Raw genomic sequence first — 23,152 nt, forward strand, 5'->3', positions numbered from 1 at the left:
TCAGCCGGCCTTGACCGCGCGCAACGGCTCCGAACGGTAGCGAGTGGTGTGGCCGTCGATCTTGAGCAGCTTCCAGACCGCCTTGGAGATCGGGTTCATCAGGCCGATATCCTTGGCCAGCGTGCGCACGTCACCGAAGAAGTCGCTGAACTCCTGCTTGGACTCCTTCGAGCCGTAGAACAGCTCCTTGCGGACGTAGTCCGGGATGTCGAACTCGCGCCAGAACGACCGCGGCGGGGTGAAGATCGAGCGGCCGAGGATGTACATGACGATCGGCATCGCGATCGACAGCACGAACTTGCTGCCTGGCTTCGCCTCCGGCACATGGATTTTCAGGAACTCGTGGGCGAACGAGATGTGCCGCGCCTCCTCGGCGACGTGAATGGCCATCACACCGCGCATGATCGGGTGCACGTCCTCGCCGGAGCGCAGAATCGCCTTCTGGATGTGGTCGATCGGCTCCTCGCCGGCCAGCACCGCCATGAAGAACAGATTCGGGAACAGCGCGGCCACGGGCGCACCGAGGTACTTGAACTTCCGGACGAGCGGGCCCATGCCCGGTACGTCCTCACCGATCCGGTTCACCATCTCCTGGAACATCAGGGTGTGGTTGTGCTCCTCGATCATCTCGTGGGAGCAGTAGCGGAACTCGGGGGAACCGTTGGGCAGGCCGAAGTTGTGCGTCACCATGCCACTGATCAGGATCGTCTCGAACTGCAGACCGACCTTGGCGACGTTGGCCTGGCGATACTTGCCGATCGCGATCTTGCGCTCGTCGGACTGCGCGAGGTACCACGGGTGGCGACCGAGCGGGTCGGCCGAGATCGGCAGAATCCACCGCTCCGGTCCCGCGTCGGGGGCGAAGTCGGGGTTGTCCCAGTCGATGTCCTCGAAGGGATCGAAATGCTTGTTGACCGAACCTTCGGAGAGCAACAGAAGCTTCGAGGCGTACTCCTGCGCCTTCTCCAGATCGGAATCGATCGGGGGCGTCACGGCTGTAGACATCGTCGTCGCTGCCTCTCCTAGTAGAACGTTTACCTGTTTCCCATAGTTACACCTACAGGAGGTCACGTCAACCCACGGAGACACATCTGGACGAACGATCATGGGGATCCGGTGGCGGCCGCCCTCGTCACCGCCGCCACCGGATCGCCCCGTTTACCGCAGCCCGAGCTGCGCCAACCCCACGATCACCCCGTCGGCGGGCAACGCGAGCGCCAGGCCGACACCCGCGACGGACAACCCCGCGGCCGTCGCAACCTTGGTCAGCCGCTGCTTGGTCCGCTGCGACAGCACCAAGGCCCGGGTGGCCGCCCGATGTGCGCCGCCACCGCGCCGCTTGCCGTGATGCTTGCCCGCGGCCTCCTCGGCGGCGACGGCGGCCCGACGGCCGATGATCGCCGCACCGTCGGCGATGGTGCGCTCCGGATCGGGCGCGGTGATCACCGGCCGGGCCAGCTCGCCCGCCAGCACCTGGGCCACCTCGACCGGCCGCGCCGCGCCGCCGACTACCAGGACGCAGTCGACGTCGGCCATGGTGACGTCCGCGACGCGCAGACATCGGTAGACCAGTTCCAACGACGAGCGCACATGCTTGGTGCGCAACTCGTCCGCGGTCGTGCCGGTGACCGAACCGGAGATCGAGGCCGACGGCAATCTGTGCCCCGCCCGCGAGGCGACCAGCGCACCGAAGGCCCGGCCACCGAATTCGGCGGAACGCATCGGCTCGCCGACTATGGGATTGATCGGACAGCCTGCACCGACCCGGACCAACGTGACGTCGAGACTCGCGCCGCCTAGGTCATAGATCAGGGCGAGCCCCGGCATGAGCGGGCCGCGATCGGCTTCCAGCCAGGTCGCCGCCGCGATGGGTTCGGCGACCAGCGCGACATGATCGAGACCGATGGCGTCGAGCGACGCCCGCAGATCTTCGACGTGCGACTCGGCGTAGCGCGCCGGGTAGGTCAGCGCGATACCGACATCGCTGCCGTGCCCGTCGCAATGCGGATGATCCAGCAGGGTTTCAGAGATGAGACTCTCGGCGACCACTGCCACCAAGTCCGCGGGTGACAACGCGCGGTGACCCACTCGCGCCGACATGATCGAACGCTGGGTGAGATCGGCGAATTCGATGATCGCGCGCCCGTGCCGCGGAATCATGCCGACCCGGGCCAGGCCCGTGCTGTCGAACGTGAGAGTTGTTCGGCGGGTGATGGATTGGGAGCGCTGGGCCCATCGGCGGCCCGGCGGCGCCTTCGCTGAACCTTCCTCCGCGAGAGCGGAAACCGTGTTCACCGTGCCGATGCTCAAACCCAGACCAACCGCCATCGCAATCCACCTGATCGCCGATCCGATTTGCTTCGAACTCCGTCCACGCAACCACTCCGCGACCCGCCTGCCAACCACCGGACACCCTGTTGTCCGCAGCCCGCCTGTTTTGGAACAGGTTGCATAGCACAGGCATCCATCCTGGTCACCTGCCCTGGACGGCGGCGAATGCGACGGCGGCCGGATCTCCCTGCGACACGCCGATATTCGCGGGTGTCCCATCCGTGTTTGCGGAGACCCACAACAACCGTGTGAACGTCGGGCACCTAGCGCGAATACACGTTCTCACATGCTGTGATAGCCCCTAACAATCCCCCGAAGTCCGGACAGGAGACCGCCGGAGGCGGATACTGTCCCGACCCGCCGGTGCGAGAACCACGAGACTCTCACCTCAGCCCTCTCGGGCACTTGCCCAGAAAGGACACCCCACACGTTTGCAGGGCTTGACGCGAAGGACTTCCGACGGCACGAACGACGGGATTTCCTTGCGCCAGCACAAGATCAGCAACGCTTCAGCAGCCGGATGATCTACCGCGCAGGCACAGCCTGACTCGGACTGCCCACCGATCAGTGCGCAGGCAACTCCGGAATCCGCGTCGCCCGCGCGTAAACCGTCTCACCATCGGCCAACCGCAACGCCTCCGCGTCACCCCGAGTCACCTGCGCTGCGAACAGATCACCGGTCGCCGCATTGCGCAGTTCGACCCGAACCTCGAAGCCCAGATGTACGACCCGTTCAACGGTCGCCCTGGTAACACCCGCGGATTCGGCCGTCCCCTCGTGCTCGGCCAGCGACATACTCGGCTCCCGCCCGACCCGAATGTCGTGCGGCCGCACCAGATGTCCGTTGAGCCGCGCGACCGCACCGAGGAAGGACATCACGAATTCATTGGCAGGCCGGTCGTATACATCCTCCGGCGTGCCGATCTGCTCGATGCGCCCCTTGTTCATCACCGCGATCCGATCGGCCACGTCCAGGGCTTCCTCCTGGTCGTGCGTGACCAGCACGGTGGTCACGTGGACCTCTTCGTGCAGCCTGCGCAGCCAAGTACGCAGATCGGCACGAACTTTGGCGTCCAGCGCGCCGAACGGCTCGTCGAGCAGCAACACCTGCGGGTCCACGGCGAGCGCGCGAGCCAGCGCCATCCGCTGACGCTGACCGCCGGACAGCTGCGCCGGGTAGCGGTGCTGGAAGCCGTCGAGGCCGACGATGCCGAGCAATTCGTCTACCCGCTTGGCGATTTCGGCCTTGGGGCGCTTGCGGATCTTCAGTCCGAAGGCCACGTTGTCGCGGACGGTCATGTGCTTGAACGCGGCGTAATGCTGGAATACGAAACCGATATCGCGTTTCTGCGGCGGCACCCTGGTCACGTTGTTGCCCGCGATCAGCACGATGCCGGAGTCGAGCGATTCGAGGCCGGCGATCGAGCGCAGCAGCGTCGATTTGCCGGAACCGGAGGGCCCGAGCAGCGCGGTCAGCTCGCCGGACGGGATATCGATGGTGACGTCGTCGAGCGCGGCGAACGAACCGTAGTTCTTCTTCGCATTGGTCACGGTGATCATTTAGTGCCCCGCTTGCGTTCGAGGAGGGTCATCAACAGGAGTGTCACGAGGGCGAGGCCCATCAGCAGGGTCGCGGCGGAGTAGGCGCCGAAGGTGTTGTGGTCGTTGATGTATCGGCCGTGCACCAGCAGCGTCAGCGTCTGTGACTTGCCGGGTTGCGCGGACGACACCATGATCACCGCGCCGAATTCACCGAGGGCGCGGGCCACGGTGAGCACCACGCCGTAGGTGAGGCCCCAGCGGATGGCGGGCAACGTGATTCGCCAGAACGTCTGCCACCGGGTGGCGCCGAGGGTGGTGGCGGCTTGTTCCTGCTCGTCGCCGATCTCGTGCAGCACCGGCTCGACCTCACGCACCACGAACGGCAACGTGACGAAGATGGTGGCGATCACCATGCCGGGCAACCCGAAAATCACCTTGAAGCCGGCGCTCTCGAGCCCGCCGAACCAGCCGTTGGCACCCCACAGCAGGATCAACGCGACACCAACGACCACCGGCGAGACCGCGAACGGCAGGTCGACGATGCCCTGAACGAGAGTGCGCCCCGGGAACTTTCCGCGCACCAGCGCGAGCGCGGTGAAGATGCCGAAGATGACGTTCAACGGGACCACGATCGCCACGATGATCATCGACAGCTGGAACGCCGAGATGGCCGCCGGCGTCGTGATCGAGTCGATGAACGCGCCGATGCCCTTTTCGAAAGTGCGCAGCAGAATGATGATCAGCGGCAGCACCAGCAGCACGAACAGGTAGCCCAGCGCGACGACGCGCAGCGAAATCCGGGTGGGCCAAGACAGATTCATCGGGTTTCCTGCTCTTTCCGCACGCTGCGCTCGGCGAGCAGGCGCAGCACGAGCAGCGAAACGAACGAAATCGCCAGCAGCGCAACCGAAACCGCGGCCGCGTTGATCGGGCGATCGATCTCGATCTGCTTCTGGATGTACTGCGAGGCCATCTCGGTCTCGCGCGGGATCGCTCCGCCGATCAGCACCACCGAGCCGTACTCGCCGATGGCACGGGCGAAGGCGAGCCCGCCGCCGGAGATGACCGCGGGAGCCAAGGTCGGTAATACGATGCGGCGGAAGGTCGTCCAGTTGTCCGCGCCGAGCGAGAGCGCGGCCTGCTCGACCTCGCGGTCGGCCTCGATGAGCACCGGCTGCACCGAGCGGACCACGAACGGCAGCGTGACGAACGCCAGCGCCACGACCAGCCCGGGCTGAGTTGCGTTGAGGTGGATGTCGATCGGGCTCTGCGGACCATACAAGGACAGCAGCACGATGCTCGCCACGATCGTCGGCAACGCGAACGGCAGATCGATCAGCCCGTTGACGATGCCCTTGCCCGGGAAGTCGTCGCGGACGAGCACCCAGGCGATCAGCGTGCCCATCACCACGTTGATCACCGCGACCACCACCGAGACGAGCACGGTGATGCGCAGCGAGTCCAGCGCGGCGGGCGCGGTGACCGCGTCCCAGAAGCCGGACCAGCCGTCCTCGAAGGAGGTGACGGTCAGCGCGGCCAGTGGCAGCAGCACGATGATGCTGAGCCAGAGCACCGCGGTGGCGATGCCGAGCGGGCCCACCGAGCCGGTCACGCGCAGCCAGGACCAATTCCACCGGCCGGTGTTCGGGGTACCGCCGGGAGCGGGCTTCGTGCCGATCCCGGCGGTGCTGGTGTCAGTCACAGTCGTCCAGTATCCCGTGTGCCGGAGCCGGTTACTTGGTCGCCTTGTCGTAGATCACCGCGACGGAGCCGGTGTTCGGCGTGAACAGCTCCTTGTCCACGGCCTTCCAGCCGCCCAGGTCAGCGATGGTCCACAACTTCTGCGGGGTGGGGAAATCGTTGCTGAAATCGGCCGCCACCTTCGGGTCGACCGGGCGGAAACCGGCTTGCGCCCACGCCTTCTGGCCCTCGGCGGTGTAGAGGAAGTCGCGGAAGGCGAGCGCCTTCTCCTGGTTCTTGCTCGACTTCAGCACCGCGACCGGGTTCTCGATCTTGAAGGTGACCGGCGGCACGAAGTGCTCGATCTGGTCGCCGTTGCGCTCGGAGAACAGCGCTTCGTTCTCGTAGCTGAGCAGCACGTCGCCGGTGCCCTGCAGGAAGGTCTCGGTGGCCTCTCGGCCCGACTTCGGCTGCACCTTCACGTGATCCTCGGACACCAGCTGGCTCAGGTAGTCCAGGCCGGCCTGCGGGTTCTTGCCGCCCTCGGACTTGGCCGCGTACGGGGCGAGCAGGTTCCACTTGGCCGAGCCGGAGCTGAACGGGTTCGGGGTGACCACCTCGATGCCCGGCTTCAGCAGGTCGTCCCAGTCCTTGATGCCCTTCGGGTTGCCCTTGCGGACCACGATCGCGACGACCGAGCCGAACGGAATTCCCTTGGTGGCGTCGGCATTCCAGTTCGTGTCGACCAGGCCGGCGTCGACCAGGCGGGTGATGTCGGGCTCGACCGAGAAGTTCACCAGGTCGGCCTCGGCGCCGTCCTTGACCTTGCGGGACTGGTCGCCCGACGCGCCGTAGGAGCCGTTGACGATGACGTTCTTGCCCTTTTCGGTCTTGTTGAACTCGGCGGCGACCTTGTCGAAGCCGGGCTTGGGGACCGCGTAGGCGTAGAGGTTCAGCGTGCCGCCGCTGCCGTCCGCGCCGCCACCGCCGACCGTGTCACTGGCTCCGCCGCCGCACGCGGTGAGGGCGACCGCCGCGAATGCGGTGATCGCGGCGACAGCGGTGCGTCGGCGCGGGGGGAGCCAAGATTTGCGAGACATCGGGGTGGACCTTTCCTACGGACCGCCTGCTCGGGAACTCGAGCGGCAGAAAAGACTGCGATGGATCGGTAGACCTGCCGCCGCTTCGATGCGGCTATGGCGCGACTGTCGGCCGGGTAGGCCGCCGGGGTTCGGGGACGTCTGCGAAAAAGTTGCACGCCAGTCTACGAGGGAGGGACGCGCAGACGTGCCCGGTCGCCGATCAGCGACAGAGAATGTCGGCGACCGCGAGGTTGCCGACCGCGATCAACGCCAGTTCATGGCGGACCTGCGGGACGGCATTCGAGGACACGGGCAGACTGTAGCAGAGGCCACGGCCTCGATTCGAATCACAGAGCTCCAGGAAGAGGGGGGTTTCATCCCATGACTACCAGCCCGGATCGCATACGCACCAGGTTTCCCGGCATCAGCACTCGCGCGTGGGAGCACCCGGCCGACCGGACCGCCTTGGTCGCGCTGCGCACGCTGTCCGGTTTCGACACCGTGCTGCGTACATTGTCCGGTTTGCTGCAAGAACGCCAGCACCGTCTTCTGTACCTGGCGACGGCGGTTCGGGTCGACGAACGACAGTTCCGTTCGCTGCATCAATTGCGCGAGGACTGCGTGGCCGTGCTCGATGCCCGCACCACGCCGGAAATGTTCGTGCTGCAGAGCCCGCAGGTGAATGCCTTCACCATCGGCATGGACCAGCCGTTCATCGTGCTGACCACCGGTCTCATCGATCTGATGGATACCGAGGAGTTGCGTTTCATCGTCGGCCACGAGCTGGGGCACGCCTTGTCCGGGCACGCGGTATACCGCACCATGCTCATGCATTTGCTGCGCATCTCCGCGAGCATCGGCTGGATGCCGGTGGGCGGCTGGGCTTTACGCGCGATCGTGGCCGCGCTGATGGAATGGAGCCGCAAGTCCGAGCTGTCCGGCGACCGGGCCGGGCTGCTGTGCGGACAGGATGTCGACGCCTCGGTGCGGGTGCACATGAAGACGGCGGGCGGCACCTGGATCAAGGAGATGAACCACGGTGCGTTCCTCGCGCAGGCCGACGACTACGAGCGGTCCGGCGATCTGCGCGACGGTGTGCTGAAACTGCTCAATCTGGAATTGCAGAGCCACCCGTTCTCCGTGCTGCGCGCCGCCGAGCTGCGCCGGTGGATCCAGAGCGGTGAATACGACCGCATGCTCGCCGGCGACTATCCCCGGCGCGATCAGGACAAGAACACCAGCCTCACCGAGGAGATCAAGGGCGCCGCGCGCACCTATCGCACCAATTTCGACCAGTCCGAGGACCCGTTGATCCGCACCGTGCGCAACCTCGGCCGCGATGTCGGTGCCGCAGTCGGCACGGTGGGCCAGGAGGTCGGCGAGACGGTGTCCAAGATCGGCAAGCGGTTCAACGACTGGCGGACGGGCGAGCGGGAGAACTAACCCCGGCCACCGCCGTGGAAGCCTGCCGCACACCTTTTGACAGACGCACGCGTGTCAGGACGGCGAGTCCGTGTGCGGGAGGTCAGAACGTGTGCGGCCGGCCCGGACTGTCGTGGCCGGGCCGCACCGTTGAACGGATGAGCTGGTCGCGGGTGTCAGCGCGTGACGAGCCAGGCGACCACGACGAGGACGAGCAGGGCGATCAAGGCGAGCTGGACGCGCGAACGTGGCATCAGTGGGCACCGCTCTGCACGGTCGGGCGGGCGTCGACGGCGAGATCGGCGGGCACGGTGTCGGGTACGGCGGGCAACGCCTGCTCGATGCCGTGCTTACGGTCCAGGATGCGCAGCAGGGCGCGCAGCGTGCGGTCCAGCAGGTAGGCGATGGCGAAGCTGACCGGGACCATGCCGACGAGCACGACGAGGAACTGCGGGATGAACGGGAGTCCCGCTACCCACAGCTCGAAGCTGTCCCACCACCCTGCGATCTGTTGCACGCGGTCCAGCCTAGTGGGTCCACCTGAGAGCTCGGCAAAGTCAATATTCGGTCACGGCGGCCCGCTGATACGGCACGGCGGCGAAGAGAGTGGACGTGCGGCCCGGCCGGGCCCGAAGATGAGGTATGCCGTCCTCCGATGATCTCACCGTCGACGAACCGTACGACCTGCCGGTGCTGAGCTACCTGTCCGCGTCCAAGCGGCATGGCGCCTACCCGCCGATCGACGACTACGCGTTCCTGTCCGACTGCGAGACCAGCTGTCTGATTGCCAGCAACGGGGCGGTCGAATGGATGTGTGTGCCGCGCCCGGACTCCCCGAGCGTCTTCGGCGCGATGCTGGACCGTAGCGCGGGGCACTTCCGGATCGGTCCGTACGGCGTCAACGTGCCCGCCGCGCGGCGCTACCTGCCCGGCGGCATGATCCTGGAGACCACCTGGCAGACCGAGACCGGCTGGTTGATCGTGCGTGACGCGCTGGTGCTCGGCCCGTGGCACAACAACGACCAGCGCTCCAAGACGCACCGCCGCACCCCGATGGACTGGGATGCCGAGCACATGCTGCTGCGCACGGTGAAGTGCGTCAACGGCACCGTCGAGCTGGAAATGAGCTGCGAACCCTCGTTCGACTATCACCGCGCGGCGGGTCGCTGGGAGTACACCGGCAAGGTGTACGAGGAGGCGACCGCCGTCCGCACCGACGACCCGAGCGCGGGCCCGAGCCTGGTGCTGACCACCGATCTGCGGCTCGGTCTCGAGGGCCGGGAGGCCCGCGCTCGCACCAGAATGGCGGAGGGCGACGAGAAGTTCGTCGCCCTGACTTGGTCGGAACTGCCCGCGCCCAAGACCTATGAAGACGCGGCGCAGAAGATGTGGCAGACCACCGAGAGTTGGCGGCAGTGGATCACGCTCGGCAACTTCCCGGATCACCCGTGGCGCGACTACTTACAGCGCAGCGCGCTGACGCTCAAGGGGCTCACCTACGCACCGACCGGCGCACTACTCGCGGCCGCCACTACCTCGCTTCCGGAAACCCCTGGTGGGGAACGCAATTGGGACTACCGCTACACTTGGGTGCGCGATTCCAGCTTCGCGCTGTGGGGCCTCTACACCCTCGGACTCGATCGTGAGGCCGACGATTTCTTCGCCTTCCTGCGCGACGCCACCACTGGCGACAACGGGGATGCTGTTCCGCTGCAAGTGCTTTACGGCATCGGCGGGGAACGTCAGATCACCGAGGAGACCCTCGACCATCTCAGCGGCTACGACCGCTCGCGGCCGGTGCGCATCGGCAATGCCGCGTACAACCAGGACCAGCACGACATCTGGGGCACCATGCTCGATGCCGTGTACCTGCACGTGAAATCCCGCCAGCAAGTGCCGGAAACGTTGTGGCCGTTGCTGGAACGCCAGGTTCGCGCCGCCATCGCACACTGGCGCGAGCCCGACCGCGGCATCTGGGAGGTGCGTGGCGAGCCCCAGCATTTCACCTCGTCCAAGGTGATGTGCTGGGTCGCGCTGGACCGCGGCGCGAAACTCGCTGAGCTGCACGGCCAATACGAGCACGCCACCGAGTGGTACACCATCGCCGACCAGATCAAGGCCGACATTCTCGAGCACGGAGTGAACGCCAACGGCGTCTTCACCCAGACCTACGGCGGCGACACCCTGGACGCCTCACTGCTTTTGGCGGTACTGACCCGCTTCCTGCCGCCGGAGGACCACCGCATCCGCGCCACTGTGCTGTCCATCGCCGACCGGCTCACCGAGAACGGCCTGGTGCTGCGCTATCGCACCGAGACCACCGACGACGGATTGTCCGGCGCCGAAGGAGCTTTCACCATCTGCTCGTTCTGGCTGGTCTCCGCCCTGGTGGAGATCGGCGAGGTGCAACGCGCCAGGCACCTGTGCGAACGACTCCTCGGCTTCGCCAGCCCGCTGCGCCTCTACGCCGAGGAAATCGACCCGCGCACCGGCCGCCACCTCGGCAACTTCCCCCAGGCCTTCACCCACCTGGCCCTGATCAACGCCGTCACCCACGTGATCAGAGCCGAAGACAACCGAACCGCAGGCGGTTTTCAACCCGCCCACTCCCCCGCGAACAACCCTGGGTAACTGGGGTTTTCGTCAGACGGTCAGACTGTCGGCCTGTTCGCGCAGGCCGCGCAGTTTGCCGAGTTGGCCGTCGACGTCGGCGATGCGGTCGCCGCTGTGGTCGCCGTACTTCTGGTAGGCGGCCTCGGCCAGGCGCAGCGCCTCGTCCGCTTGTTTGGCGACTTCGGCGGCGATATCGGTGAAGTGGTCGCGCAGGACGCGCTGCATGGCGCGCAACCGATTTCGTGATTCCTTGCTCACCTGGAAGATGACGTCGTCCATCAAACGAGCCACTGCGAGCTTTGCTTCGGCGCGGCGGCGCTGTTTGAGGTTTTTGCGCTCGTCCCAGAGGGCGTTGATGCCGAGCAGCACACCCGCGCCGATCGAGTACCAGTTCACCAACGACATCTTGAGGATGCTGGTGACGAGACCCACCATCAGGATGCCGCCGTAGGAGCCGCGCAGCGCCGACAGGATCTGTTGGCCCACGCGCGCTTTCGCGCTCTCCAGCGGTTCGAGTGGTTGCACCGGTTCGAGCACCTCGCCGGGGTTCTCCAACCGCATGTTGGGCAGTGGTGCGGCCCGATTGTCGGCGAGGAACTTCGAGGCCACCTGCTCGGACAGTTCGACCGAGCGGTAGTGCGCCATCACGAAGTTCTCTTCTACCGCCTCGCAGATCCTGGCGTCGAGATCGGTACCGAATTCCTTCCAGCGCCGCGCCGGATCGGTTTGCATGATTTCGGCCTCGGCGTCACGCACGAGGCTACGCAGGCGGTGGCGCAGGTCGTGTTCGATATCGGCCATCAACTCGGTGCTGCCGTCGACCAGCGTCACCTGCCAGTTGGCTGTCCGCTGGCGCAGCTGATCGGCCTCGTCCCTGGCTCGGACCAGCTTGTCGGTGATCTCGGCCCGCATCCGCGGATCCCGCAGCGACTCGACCTCATTGCGCAACGTCAACGCGAGATGATCACTGACCAGCCGGATATCCTGCACCGCGGCGTCCAGCGCGACGCTGTCCGCGCGGGCGACCACATAGTCGCGCAGGTGGTCGATCAGTTGCGGCACACCGGATTCGATGTCGCGCTGGTAGTTGCCGGACAGCCCGGCCTGCCGGTGCAGCTCCGCGGAGACGGGCGCCACCGCGAAGCCGAGCCCGGCCGCGTCGAGTAGTTCGCGATTGCGCTGCTGGGTGTGTGACCAGTGGGAGAACTGGTCGATCTTGTTGAGCACGCAGATGACGGTCGGGCAGATCTGCTGGATGCGTTGCAGGTAGGCGATCTGGTCCATGGTGAGTTCGGTGGCGGCGTCACCGACGTAGAGCACGGCGTCGGCGGCGGCGATCATCGACCAGGTGGTGTTGTCGGCCCCGCGCGCGCCGGGTGCGTCCATCACCACGACGCCGTCGGCCAGCAGCGGACTGGGCTGGGTGAATTCGGCCCGGATCACGCCGAAGCCGGAGATGGCTGGGCCGGGATCGAGCGGATCGACCGACTGCCGCTCGGTGCGGCCGTCGACCGAACGCACCAGTGTCGCAGTCGGTTCCGGTCCGTACTCGACGATGACGGGCACGCTCAGGTCGCTGTTGGTCGCGCTGACCGACGCGCCGACCAGGCTGTTGACCAGCGTGCTCATGCCGTTCTTCGGCTCGCCGACGACGACGAGGCGGACCCGGGGGTCGCTCACTCTCGCCCGGACCATGCTCAACCGGCTGCCCAGATCGTCGCGGCCCGCGAATCTGGTCATCTCCCGCAGTTCGTCCAGAATCCGGATCAGCGGCGCCATCGCGTCCGGATGTTTCACCGTCGCGGCCTTCAGCCCGGCTGCGGCAGACAACCTGCCTCCTTACATAGTTGTGCTCTCGATCGACATGGACGCCCCCTTCACCCCTTGATCACCAAGGTCCCGCGCTATATCAACGCGGAGTCCAAGCCGCCCGGGCCCATGTGGTGGGTCTCGGCCATCGTAGATTCCGGCAGCAGACCGCCGGACAGGCCACCGCCCGCGAGGATCGAGTGGTCGGTGTAGGTCGGGTAGTCCTGGATCTGCGCTGTGTTCGCGCCGACCAGGTGGGTGTTGTCCGCGATGGCATGCGGCTTGGGATCGATCGGCGGCTTGTAGGTCGGTACCGGCGCCTGCGTCGGCGTCGGCGCGTGGAAGGTCGGCGGCAGGTCGTGGGTCGGCACGGGTGCGTTGTGCGTCGGGACCGCCGTCGGCACGTCGCGGGTCGGCACGGTCGGGTCCGGCTGGGTCACCGTCGGCACCTCGCGGGTCGGCACGGTCGGCTGGGTGCTGACCCCGCCGGTCGCGCCGCCGGGGCCCGCGCCCGTGCTGGGAGTGGTCACGTCGTCGTCCGGGATGGTCGGCGACTGCGTCGGCTGGGTGCCCGTGGCCGGCGGGATCTTGGTGGTCGGCACGTCCGGCCCGGTGGAGATGCCACCGTGTGAGGTCGACGGGTGGCCCGCGCCGGGCACCTTCGTGGTGAGGTCCGGCGTCTTCGGGATGCTCGGCGTGGTGATATCCGAGGGCACCGTGGGGACCGGGACGGTCTTGGTGATAGTGGTGGGCATGTTCGGCGTGGTGACCGACACGTCCGAGGGCTTGGTATCGGGGATCGGATTCGGCTTCAGCACGGGCGTGGGCCGAGCCTGATCGAACAGTGCGGGCGTGGCGGCGGCGGGCACGGTGAGCACCGACGGACCCTCCGGCGCCGCAAACACATTCGCGATCGGGGTGGTCGCGGCGTCCGGCTGGATGGTGGTCTGCAGCGGAGTGGCCGCCACCGGCTGCGGCGCGGCACTCGCCACGGGCGCGACCACGGCGGGCGCTGCGGCGGCGGTGGCCACCGGCGCGACCGTGGCCATCGGTGCGGGCGCCGGGAGCGCCTGCACCACCGGTTGCGACGTGGGGGCCGGGGCCGCCGAGTGCGTGGAGTGTGTGGACTGGGTCGACGACGAGCCCGGCGTGGTGAGACCGCCGACAACACCGGGGTTGCCATGGCCGACCACGGTCGGGTCGGTGACCGCGCGGTCGTTGCCGTCGGGTACGTGCAGGCCGCTGCCGAGCCAGTCGGTGAACTGGTCGAGCTGATCACCGACGTGACCGGCGCCCAGGTCGACCTTCATCTCGGAGTTGAAGTAGACGCCCTGCGGGCCGATGGCGAAATCCACCGACCACTGCGTGCCGACAAAGATCCCGAGGGGATCACCGCCCGCGTCGCCGACTCCGTCGAAGGGGCCGCCCGCCGCCGGGGTCGCCTGGGATCCGGGCAGGTCGAAGACGCCGGAACCCGGCGCGACGAAACCGTTCGCACCCGGCAGGCCGAAACCGTGCCCGGCCTGACCCAGTCCGTGGCCGGGCAGACCGAAGCCGTTGCCGCCGGGCGCCTCGACTTCAGCGCCGGGGCGGTGGGCGGGGCCTGCGTCCGCACCGGGCAGGCCGATGCCGCCGGGCGTACCGGGCAGGCCGAGGCCGTTACCGGCGGACGTTCCCGGCAGTCCGACGCCGTGCTGGTCCGCGGCACCGGGCGTACCCGGGAGTTCCATGCCGTGCTGGTTCGACGCGCCGCCGGGCAGGCTCGGCAGGCCCATGCCCTGATGGGTGGACTCGGTGCCGGGCAGCTGGAATCCCGCGTCGGTGCCGTTGTACTCGTCGCCGAATGGCGGCAGATTCGCGCCGGGGTGGGTGCCGGGCAGGCCGAAGCCCGAGTTGCCATGGGCGACGGGCGAGTTGGCCGCGTACGGCGAGTTCAGCGGAGCCGGTTCGACGACCGGGTCCGGAAAGGTGATCGTCGGGGACGGCAGGTCGGCGTCGGGGTCGCTGTTGTGCGCCCAGCCCGCGTTCCTACTGTCCGCGTGTGAGGAACCGGGGTGCGCCGGGACGCCGCCACCGTTCGCGGCCACCAGTGCGCCGCCGGTGACATACGCGCCCGCCCGTGCTACCCGCGCGACACCCGTGGCCACTCGGTATGCGGTGTCACCCGCGCGCTCGGCTGCCTCGGTGGTGTCGTCATCGAAGGGCAGGTCACGCGTCATAGAAGCTCCATCTCGGGTTTCCAGCAGCCATCCTCACATGCCGGCCAGGCCGAGTGAAGATCACCTAACACTATTTCGGGAAAACCCGACTGTCACATTCTCCAGGACTGTAGAGACTCCACTGGTGGCGAGCAACACAACCCTGCCATCCCGAAAACCAGAACGGAAGCCCCATTTCTGGTGGGTTAACAAACCGTTCGAGGCGACCGATTTGGCGTGTGACCAGGTCGAATTCTGCCGCGCGCCGAGCGGGCCACGCACTCGACGACAGGAACCTAAGAGTTCTCTAACGAATGCTCAACAAGTGGTGAAGATCCTTTCCCTACCGTCGATTTCGTCGGACCAGCCGGGCCGGCAGCATCGATCCGAAGGAGTCACCCTCATGACCGCATTCACCGGACGCCGCCTCGCGGCCGTGCTCAGCGGGACCGCGCTCGCCGCCGCCGTGGTCGCGGGCATGGCGGGCGCCGCATCGGCGCAACCGGGACCGCCGCCCCCGCCCCCGGCTCCCGGCGTCATCCAGGTCGATCCGGTCGCACCTGGCGAACCCGTCATCTGCACCCCGATCGATCCGAGCGAGCCGGTGGTCATCACCCGCGGCGAAGGTGCGGACGGCCCGTGGGTCACCATCGAGCGCGAACTGCCGCCCGGCGCCGTCCCCGCTGTCCCGATCGCGCCGATGCCCGCGATCCCGGCCGACGCCGTGCCGGGCACCCCGGCCGAGACCTTGCCCAGCGCCCCGGGTGAGCCGGGGTGCGTCGTCGCCAGTGTGCGCTGACCGGGACTAATGTTGATCCATGACCGGACACCGGATCTTGGTCGTGGACGACGAGGTTCGCGTGCTCGCCTCGCTACGACGCGGGTTGGAACTCTCCGATTTCGAGGTGGTGACCGCGAGCGACGGCGCCGAAGCGCTGTCGATGGTGCGTACCGCGGCGCCCGACGCCATGGTGCTGGACGTGAACATGCCAACCCTGGACGGTGAAGGCGTGGTCACCGCGTTGCGCGCGATGGGCAACGACATTCCGATCTGCGTGCTCAGCGCGCGCAGCGCGGTGACCGACCGCATCGCCTGCCTCGAACGCGGCGCCGACGATTACCTCACCAAACCCTTCGACCTGGGCGAGCTGGTCGCCCGGCTGCGAGCTTTGCTGCGCCGCCGGGTGACCCCCGCCGAACGTCCCGGCACCCAGGTGCGGATCGGTCAGGTGCAGATCGACCTGGCCGGGCACCGGGTGCTGGCCGCGGGCGCGCCCGTCGACCTGACCAAACGAGAGTTCGAGGTACTCGCCTTGCTTGCCGAACATCCGGGCATCGTGCTCGGTCGCGAGCAGATCCTCTCCGCCGTATGGGGTTACGACTTCGCCACCGACACCAATGTGGTCGATGTCTTCGTCTCGTATCTGCGGCGCAAGCTCGAGACACCGGGCGCGCCACGGGTGGTGCACACCGTGCGCGGGGTCGGCTTCGTCCTACGGGAGCAGCCGTGAAACGGTCACCGTCGCTGCGTACCCGGGTGGCGCTGGTGTCCGGGGTCGTCGCCGCGCTCGTCGCGCTCACCCTGACCATCACGTTCGCCGCGTTGCTCAACGCGACCGGCGAGCGGCAGTTGGACGATACCGTTTCGTCGATGGCGGTAAGGGTGGCGCCGCCGTTCAAAGGTGCTCCGGCGGAGACACTTCCGCCGCCGTATCCGGGGCCGCAGGCACCCGCCGCGCCACCCGGCACACCGCCCTATGCGGAAAGTCCTTCGCCGCCACCGTCTGTCGCTTCGCCCTATACGGAAACGCAACCCTCGGTGGACGCCCGCTCGCCTTCGGTTGTCGATGTCCCCGAATTCTCGGTGCCCGGCGTACCCAGCGACGCGGCGGTGACCCGGGTCGACGGCCTGCCCGGGGTGCTGGTGTCGCTCGATCCGAACCGCGACGTGGTCGCCTCGGCCATCCACCGCAGCCAGCTCATCGGCCTCGGCATCGGGGTCGCCGGTGCCGTCGTCGCCGCCCTGCTCGGCTGGTTGCTGGCCGGTTATGCCGCGCGGCCGCTGCGCACGCTGGCCACCGCGACGCACGGCATCGACACCCTCGAGGAGCTCCCGCCGCTGTCCGGCCGCGGCGCCAAGGAGACCGAGGAGCTCTCCGACGCCATCACCCGCATGCTCGCCCGGCTCGAGGCCGCGCACCGCGCCACCAACCACGCCCTCACCAGCGCCCGCGATTTCGCCGCCGTCTGCGCCCACGAACTGCGCACACCGCTCACCGCGCTGCGCACCGACCTACAAGTGCTGGCCACCAAGGAGATTCCCGCCGACCAGCGCGGCACCATCCTCAACGAGGTGCTCTTCGCCGAACAACAGATCGAGAACACCCTCACCGATCTGGAACGGCTCGCCGTCGGCGAACTCACCGAGCCCGACATCTTCGAACCCTTCGACCTCTGCGAAACCCTCGACCGCGCAACCCAAGACGCGCAACGCCGGCACCCCGGCGTCCGCATCGAACTCATCGAATGCGAGCCCGTCACGGTGACCGGCCTCCCCGGCGGCCTCATGCTGATCGTCACCAACGCCGTGGCCAACGCCGTCCAGCACGGTCACGCCGACACCGTCACCATCACCGTCCGCCCCGCCGCCGACGACACGGTGGAGATCCTCATCGACGACGACGGAACCGGCATCCCGGATACCTTGTGCCCCAAGGCCTTCGACCGGTTCGTCAAAGGACCGGGTTCCCCGGGCTCGGGGCTGGGTCTCGCGCTGGTACAGCAACAAGCCGAATTGCACTCCGGCACAGCCGAACTCGCCAAGAGCCCAGCGGGCGGCGTACGGCTCCAGGTCCGGATCGCCGTGCAGCCCGCAGGCTGAGTTCGGTCGATCCGGTCCCGGAGCTGGGCTGCGCCCTACTTCCCCTTCGGCTTGTCCGACGCGGCGTCGGAGGAGAGCGCAGCCACGAAGGCTTCCTGCGGGACGTCGACGCGGCCGATCGTCTTCATCCGCTTCTTGCCTTCCTTCTGCTTCTCCAGCAGCTTGCGCTTACGGCTGATGTCGCCGCCGTAGCACTTGGCGAGCACGTCTTTGCGGATGGCGCGGATGTTTTCGCGAGCGATGATGCGCGAGCCGATAGCGGCCTGGATGGGCACCTCGAACTGCTGGCGCGGGATGAGTTCGCGCAGCTTGCTGGTCATCTTGTTGCCGTAGGCCTGCGCGGCGTCCTTGTGCACGATCGCGCTGAACGCGTCCACTGCTTCACCCTGCAGCAGGATGTCGACCTTCACCAGCGCCGCGTCCTGCACGCCCGACTCCTCGTAGTCGAGGCTGGCGTAGCCGCGGGTGCGCGACTTCAGCGAGTCGAAGAAGTCGAAGATGATCTCCGCCATCGGCATGGTGTAGCGCAGCTCGACGCGGGTCTCGGACAGGTAGTCCATGCCGCCGAGCTCGCCGCGGCGCGCCTGGCACAGCTCCATGATCGAGCCGATGAACTCACTCGGCGAGATGACGGTGCACTTCACCACCGGTTCGAAGACGTGGCGGACCTTGCCCTCCGGCCAGTACGAGGGATTGGTGACGACATGCTTGGTGCCGTCCTCCATCTCTACGGTGTAGACCACGTTGGGCGCGGTGGAGATCAGGTCGAGGTCGAACTCGCGTTGCAGCCGCTCCCGGGTGATCTCCATGTGCAGCAGGCCGAGGAATCCGCAGCGGAAGCCGAAGCCCAGTGCCACCGAGGTTTCCGGCTCGTAGGTCAGGGCGGCGTCGTTGAGCTGAAGCTTCTCCAGTGCGTCGCGCAGGTCCGGGTAGTCGGAGCCGTCGACCGGGTAGAGGCCGGAGTACACCATCGGGCGCGGCTCGCGGTAACCGGTGAGCGGCTCGGTCGCACCGTTGCGCATGGCGGTCACCGTGTCGCCGACCTTCGACTGGCGCACGTCCTTCACGCCGGTGATCAGGTAACCCACCTCGCCGACACCCAGGCCCTGGGTCGGCTTGGGCTCCGGCGACACGATGCCGATCTCCAGCATCTCGTGCGTGGCGCCGGTGGACATCATCTTGATCTTCTCGCGCGGGGTGAGCTTGCCGTCCACCACGCGGACATAGGTGACGACACCGCGGTAGGTGTCGTAGACCGAGTCGAAGATCATCGCGCGGGCGGGCGCGTCCGGGTCGCCGACCGGCGCGGGCACCGTCTTGATGACCTCGTCGAGCAGTTCGGTCACGCCGACACCGGTCTTGCCCGAGACCCGCAGCACGTCATCGGGGTCGCAGCCGATGATGTGCGCGATCTCGGCCGCATAGCGGTCGGGGTCGGCGGCGGGCAGGTCGATCTTGTTGAGCACCGGGATGATCGTCAGATCCTTGTCCAGCGCCAGGTACAGGTTCGCCAGCGTCTGCGCCTCGATCCCCTGCGCCGCGTCGACCAGCAGCACGGCGCCCTCGCAGGCCTCCAGTGCGCGTGACACCTCGTAGGTGAAGTCGACGTGGCCCGGCGTATCGATCAGGTGCAGCACGTAATCCGTGCCGTCCACCTGCCACGGCAGCCGCACGTTCTGCGCCTTGATGGTGATGCCGCGCTCACGCTCGATATCCATCCGGTCCAGATATTGGGCGCGCATCTGCCGCCCCTCGACCACACCGGTCAGTTGCAGCATCCGATCGGCCAGCGTCGACTTCCCGTGATCGATGTGCGCAATGATGCAAAAGTTCCGGATCCGAGACGGATCGGTGAACGTCGTGTCGGCGAAGCTGGCGGGCACTCCACTCCTCATGGGTATCGGCAAACTGTCCTCTATCGTCCCATGAGCAGTACGAAGCTCCCGCCATCGGTGTGGCGAAGCGCCGGATCGGGGTGCGACCGAGGGTGATCCCCGCTGGAAACAGTGGGCGCTCACACACCTGGTGTCGGTTTGCTATGAACGCGAATCCGCGCGGTAGCCGGTTCGTCCCTGGTCGCGAAGGTCCTGGCTGGAACTGGTCGTTCGGTCCGGCATTGTGCGCCTGGATCGGCGCACGGATGGGGGTCGCGGCGCGCGTGAGAAGACGGCGGTGCGCCGTTATATTGCGAATATGGCCCGAAGTTGGAACTCCCTCGGCAAGCAGCTCGGACTTATCGCTAAGGAGCAGGGTCCCAAGCTCGTCAGGCAGCAGGGGCCGCGGCTGGTGGAGCGGCTGGTCGGGTCGTTGAGCCAGCGGCGCACGCCTGCGGTGAAGGTGCGCCCGACCGCGTCCACCCCGGTGCCGACGGCCGAGCGGGCCCGGCAGGTCGTGTACTCGCCGCAGTTGGACGGGCGGGCCGATCCGGGCGAGATCGTGTGGACCTGGGTGCCGTTCGAGGAGGATCCGAGCAATGGCAAGGACCGGCCGGTGCTGGTGGTCGGGCGCGACCGCAGGACCCTGCTCGGGTTGATGCTGTCGTCGAAGGCGGACCGGGCGCGCGACCCGAACTGGGTCGGGATCGGCAGCGGCAGTTGGGATCCCGAGGGCAGGCCGAGCTGGGTTCGGCTGGACCGGGTGCTCGACGTGCCCGAGGCAGGCATCCGGCGCGAGGGAGCCATCTTGCCCCGCAAGTCGTTCGACCTGGTCGCCCATCGGTTGTGTGCCGAATACGCCTGGCACTGAAACGATTACGGTGATCGCCTCGACCGGCGACGCTGTTCCCCGAACGGCGGAATAGCGGAGAGCCCATCGGCACCCCTCGGCGCCGATGGGCTCTCGGATCAACTCAGGACAGCACGTTGCGCGAGCGACCGAACAGCAGGCCGTACACCAGCGCGCCGAGCGCACCGCCGATCAGCGGGAACACCACGAAAGCCCAGACCTGCCCCATCGCGCCGTCCTGGTAGGGGGCGACGGCGAGGCTGCGCGCGGGGTTGACGGAGGTGTTGTCCACCGGGATCGAGATCAGGTGGATGACGGCCAGCGTGACACCGATGGACAGGCCGGCCAGCGGCACATCGGAGAGCTGATCGGTCGAGGCGAGCACCACGAACACCAGCAGCGCGGTCAGCATCACCTCGATGATGATCATCGCGGCCAGCCCGTAGCCGTTCTGCAGGACGACCTCACCGAGTGGCCCCTTTTGCGCCGAAGGGCTGTGCGGCCCCCAGCCGTTCGCGCCGAGTCCCTTGGCCTCGCGGTCGTAGGACGGCAGATTCTTCGCCAGCGCGAACAATACGAGCCCGGCCAGGAATCCACCGATCAATTGCGCGATCCAATAACCCGCCGCGGTGACCACACTGATTCGGCCGAGCAGCAGATGACCGACCGTCACGGCGGGATTCACGTGGCAGCCGGAGATCGGCCCGATCGCATAAACAAGAAACAACAGTGAAAGGCCGAAGGCCAGCGCCACACCCAGCGCCCCGACCCGGTCCCCGGCGAGCACCGCCGTCCCGACACCGCCCATGACCAGGACGAACGTGCCGAGCGCCTCCGCTCCCCACTTCTTGCTGTCGGGAATCGGCCCGAATTCGGCAACCTCTTCCACAACTTCCTGAGCCGTTGGAGACATCTGTCCACCTTCCGCGTTCCAGACAAGTAGCTTGTGCCAGCCGTGGTGTCGCTCAGAAAACAGTGCCGTTCAAGATCAACGGGTTGTACCCGGGACGCTACGCCAGACGTGTGGTCTCTACAACGACCTCGGGATCGATGCGCCTGCGTGGCCGCCGCGGCAGGGGTGGCGAGGCCGAACGCGTCGGCGTAGCGTCCCGGTCGACGGTGCTGATTTCGTGCGCCGAGCGGCGGCTGGTATTCTCGACCTTCGGCGTTGCGTTACCCGTTTATCGAGGGTGCGACGCACGCGCAGGAACTTTTCCAGCACAGACCACTCAGCGACAGGAACACGAGGAAACAGGCGTGGCCAACATCAAGTCCCAGTTGAAGCGGATCCGTACCAACGAGGAAGCGCGCAAGCGTAACCAGTCGGTGAAGTCCTCGCTGCGCACCGCGATCCGCAGCTTCCGGGAAGCTGCCGCGGCCGGCGACAAAGAGAAGGCCGCCGCGCAGCTCCAGACCGCGAGCCGCAAGCTCGACAAGGCTGCCTCGAAGGGCGTCATCCACGCCAACCAGGCCGCCAACAAGAAGTCGGCCCTCGCGCTGGCTCTGAACAAGATCTGATTTTCCCGGTACCGATCCGGTACCGCATGCTTCTGACGCAGCCGCCGTGGCCTCGACGACCACGGCGGCTTTTGTCGTGCACACACCCCGGTCAGCGACCTGTTCGTCCGCGAGGATTCCGGATCGGCCCACAGCCTGTCGGAGGTTCCAGCTACCATTCGGCGCATGGTTACCGTTTACGCCAATCAGACTGTGGTCCGTGGCGAGGATCTGCCCGACGTGATCCGGGCCGCCGAGGTCCTGGGCATCGGGGTGAAGATCGAGAACGTGATGGTTCCCATCGACGAGGAGGGCTCGTACTCGTTGGAGTGGGTTGTCACGCGAGACGACGAAGTACCCGTGTACGACGACTGGGAGGGCCGATACGAGGAGTCGGAGGAAGAGGACGAGGAGCTGGTGCTCAGCTCGGTGGAGTGAGTTCCGCCGCGGGCGTCCGATCGACCAACGGCGCCGGATCGGCCATCAGCCGGTCCAGCGCCGTCTGCGAATCCGCGTCGGCCGCCCGATAGATGATGATGCGCTGGTCCGGATCCTGCACCGGCATCAACACCTCGTAATTGACCACCAGCCGCCCGACGATCGGGTGCCGCAGCGGTTTGGCGCCGCGGCCCTGCACCCGCACGTCGTGCCTGGCCCAACCCGCCTCGAACTCCGCGCTGTGTGCGGTGAACTCCGCGATCAGATCGCCGAGCGCCTGATCGTCCGGATGGGCCGCCCAGGCCGCACGCAGGTCCGCGACACCCTCGCGGATGATCCGCTCCCGCTCCACGTAGAAGTCGCGCATGCTCGGGTCCATCAGGCACAGCCACATGGAGTTGCGCTGGCGCGGCGGCACCGTGTCGAAGTCGATGATCAGTCGCGACATCTCCCGATTCCAGGCCAGGATGTCGTAGCGGTGGTTGATGAGCATCGCCGGTAGCGGCGACAGATCGTGCACCAGCATGGCCAGCGCGGGCGCGGGTACGGTGGCCGGCTTCCCGGCATTCGGCTGCCGCTGCTGAGCCAGATCGAACAGGTAGGCGCGTTCGTCGGCGTTCAGCCGCAGCGCCCGCGACAAGGCCTCCAGCACGTCGGCGGACGGACGCAGGCCGCGGCCCTGCTCCAGCCGGACGATGTAGTCGGTACTGACCCCCGCCAGCTCCGCGACCTCCTCGCGCCGCAGCCCCGGCGTGCGCCGCGCCTGTCTGCGCGGCGGTAACCCGAGGTCAGCGGGGGTCAGGCGCTCCCGCCGGTCGCGCAGGAAAGCCGCCAATTCCTGGGTCGCGTTCACCATTCCGGTCATCACCGTCGATATTACGGCTGCCTAGGACTGGCTTTCCCAGGAAAAACCTTCCCTTACCCCTCCGGTCGCG

General features: G+C 67.2%; 21 protein-coding genes. 8 read left to right on the top strand and 13 right to left on the bottom strand.

The window, feature by feature from the left end; all coding sequences use genetic code 11:
- The 7 genes from IBX18_RS33280 to IBX18_RS43510 all read right to left on the bottom strand — a co-directional run bounded on the left by IBX18_RS33280 (position 1) and on the right by IBX18_RS43510 (position 6,945).
- Positions 1–1,005, bottom strand: a complete 1,005-nt coding sequence (locus IBX18_RS33280) for a diiron oxygenase (protein WP_194837463.1) — start codon at positions 1,003–1,005, stop codon at positions 1–3.
- A gap of 153 nt (positions 1,006–1,158) precedes the next feature.
- Positions 1,159–2,328 carry an Hsp70 family protein gene (locus IBX18_RS33285; RefSeq protein WP_194837464.1) on the bottom strand — a complete coding sequence of 390 codons (1,170 nt, stop codon included), beginning with the start codon at positions 2,326–2,328 and terminating at the stop codon, positions 1,159–1,161.
- 567 nt (positions 2,329–2,895) lie between these two features.
- Positions 2,896–3,891 (bottom strand): sulfate/molybdate ABC transporter ATP-binding protein, encoded by a 996-nt coding sequence (locus tag IBX18_RS33290; RefSeq protein WP_135235559.1) that lies wholly within the window; start codon positions 3,889–3,891, stop codon positions 2,896–2,898.
- Positions 3,888–4,694: a sulfate ABC transporter permease subunit CysW gene (cysW, locus tag IBX18_RS33295; protein ID WP_135235558.1), complete on the bottom strand. Its 807-nt coding sequence runs from the start codon at positions 4,692–4,694 to the stop codon at positions 3,888–3,890. Before cysW ends, IBX18_RS33290 begins: the two co-directional genes overlap by 4 nt.
- Positions 4,691–5,551 carry a sulfate ABC transporter permease subunit CysT gene (gene cysT, locus IBX18_RS33300; RefSeq protein ID WP_371865778.1) on the bottom strand — a complete coding sequence of 287 codons (861 nt, stop codon included), beginning with the start codon at positions 5,549–5,551 and terminating at the stop codon, positions 4,691–4,693. Before cysT ends, cysW begins: the two co-directional genes overlap by 4 nt.
- A 55-nt stretch (positions 5,552–5,606) precedes the next feature.
- Entirely contained in the window at positions 5,607–6,653 is a 1,047-nt protein-coding gene (locus IBX18_RS33305) for a sulfate ABC transporter substrate-binding protein (protein ID WP_228542178.1), read from the bottom strand.
- Between the two features lie 202 nt (positions 6,654–6,855).
- Positions 6,856–6,945, bottom strand: coding sequence for an Ms4533A family Cys-rich leader peptide (locus tag IBX18_RS43510; RefSeq protein ID WP_324188356.1), 90 nt, complete (start codon positions 6,943–6,945; stop codon positions 6,856–6,858).
- Between the two features lie 71 nt (positions 6,946–7,016).
- Between IBX18_RS43510 and IBX18_RS33310 the strand changes: the two genes are divergently transcribed.
- A complete protein-coding gene (locus IBX18_RS33310) occupies positions 7,017–8,078 on the top strand; it encodes a M48 family metallopeptidase (protein WP_107654865.1) in 1,062 nt (353 codons plus the stop codon).
- Positions 8,079–8,310: 232 nt separating this feature from the next.
- On the opposite strand, the gene IBX18_RS33315 is transcribed toward IBX18_RS33310, so the two are convergent.
- A complete protein-coding gene (locus IBX18_RS33315; protein WP_186818725.1) occupies positions 8,311–8,574 on the bottom strand; it encodes a hypothetical protein in 264 nt (87 codons plus the stop codon).
- A gap of 125 nt (positions 8,575–8,699) precedes the next feature.
- On the opposite strand from IBX18_RS33315, the gene IBX18_RS33320 reads away from it, so the two are divergent.
- Entirely contained in the window at positions 8,700–10,688 is a 1,989-nt protein-coding gene (locus IBX18_RS33320) for a glycoside hydrolase family 15 protein (RefSeq protein WP_194837465.1), read from the top strand.
- Positions 10,689–10,700: 12 nt separating this feature from the next.
- On the opposite strand, the gene IBX18_RS33325 is transcribed toward IBX18_RS33320, so the two are convergent.
- Positions 10,701–12,500, bottom strand: a complete 1,800-nt coding sequence (locus tag IBX18_RS33325; RefSeq protein WP_194837466.1) for a dynamin family protein — start codon at positions 12,498–12,500, stop codon at positions 10,701–10,703.
- A 74-nt stretch (positions 12,501–12,574) separates the two neighbouring features.
- Positions 12,575–14,698 carry a hypothetical protein gene (locus IBX18_RS33330; protein WP_194837467.1) on the bottom strand — a complete coding sequence of 708 codons (2,124 nt, stop codon included), beginning with the start codon at positions 14,696–14,698 and terminating at the stop codon, positions 12,575–12,577.
- Positions 14,699–15,080: 382 nt separating this feature from the next.
- Between IBX18_RS33330 and IBX18_RS33335 the strand changes: the two genes are divergently transcribed.
- The 3 genes from IBX18_RS33335 to IBX18_RS33345 are packed head-to-tail and all read left to right on the top strand — an operon-like array spanning position 15,081 to position 17,558.
- Complete coding sequence (locus tag IBX18_RS33335; RefSeq protein ID WP_194837468.1) at positions 15,081–15,476, top strand: hypothetical protein; 396 nt, start codon at positions 15,081–15,083, stop codon at positions 15,474–15,476.
- Positions 15,477–15,495: 19 nt separating this feature from the next.
- Complete coding sequence (locus IBX18_RS33340; RefSeq protein WP_194837469.1) at positions 15,496–16,188, top strand: response regulator transcription factor; 693 nt, start codon at positions 15,496–15,498, stop codon at positions 16,186–16,188.
- Positions 16,185–17,558, top strand: coding sequence for a HAMP domain-containing sensor histidine kinase (locus tag IBX18_RS33345; RefSeq protein ID WP_194837470.1), 1,374 nt, complete (start codon positions 16,185–16,187; stop codon positions 17,556–17,558). Before IBX18_RS33340 ends, IBX18_RS33345 begins: the two co-directional genes overlap by 4 nt.
- A 35-nt stretch (positions 17,559–17,593) precedes the next feature.
- On the opposite strand, the gene lepA is transcribed toward IBX18_RS33345, so the two are convergent.
- Positions 17,594–19,453 (bottom strand): translation elongation factor 4, encoded by a 1,860-nt coding sequence (gene lepA, locus IBX18_RS33350; RefSeq protein WP_194837471.1) that lies wholly within the window; start codon positions 19,451–19,453, stop codon positions 17,594–17,596.
- A 298-nt stretch (positions 19,454–19,751) separates the two neighbouring features.
- Here lepA and IBX18_RS33355 point away from each other — a divergent pair, with 298 nt between their 5' ends.
- Positions 19,752–20,303 carry a type II toxin-antitoxin system PemK/MazF family toxin gene (locus IBX18_RS33355; RefSeq protein ID WP_194837472.1) on the top strand — a complete coding sequence of 184 codons (552 nt, stop codon included), beginning with the start codon at positions 19,752–19,754 and terminating at the stop codon, positions 20,301–20,303.
- Between the two features lie 103 nt (positions 20,304–20,406).
- On the opposite strand, the gene IBX18_RS33360 is transcribed toward IBX18_RS33355, so the two are convergent.
- Positions 20,407–21,195: an aquaporin gene (locus IBX18_RS33360; protein WP_194837473.1), complete on the bottom strand. Its 789-nt coding sequence runs from the start codon at positions 21,193–21,195 to the stop codon at positions 20,407–20,409.
- Between the two features lie 344 nt (positions 21,196–21,539).
- On the opposite strand from IBX18_RS33360, the gene rpsT reads away from it, so the two are divergent.
- Both rpsT and IBX18_RS33370 read left to right on the top strand, forming a co-directional pair.
- Entirely contained in the window at positions 21,540–21,800 is a 261-nt protein-coding gene (rpsT, locus tag IBX18_RS33365; RefSeq protein WP_107660148.1) for a 30S ribosomal protein S20, read from the top strand.
- A 165-nt stretch (positions 21,801–21,965) separates the two neighbouring features.
- Positions 21,966–22,217, top strand: coding sequence for a hypothetical protein (locus tag IBX18_RS33370; RefSeq protein ID WP_107654853.1), 252 nt, complete (start codon positions 21,966–21,968; stop codon positions 22,215–22,217).
- Here IBX18_RS33370 and IBX18_RS33375 read toward each other — a convergent pair.
- The gene (locus IBX18_RS33375) at positions 22,201–23,082 is read right to left on the bottom strand and encodes a helix-turn-helix domain-containing protein (RefSeq protein ID WP_194837474.1); all 882 of its coding nucleotides are present in this window, start codon (positions 23,080–23,082) and stop codon (positions 22,201–22,203) included. The two genes, IBX18_RS33370 and IBX18_RS33375, sit on opposite strands and share 17 nt — an antisense overlap.
- Positions 23,083–23,152: the final 70 nt, after the last annotated feature.

The sequence above is a fragment of the Nocardia sp. XZ_19_369 genome (assembly GCF_015355715.1).
GTDB lineage: Bacteria > Actinomycetota > Actinomycetes > Mycobacteriales > Mycobacteriaceae > Nocardia.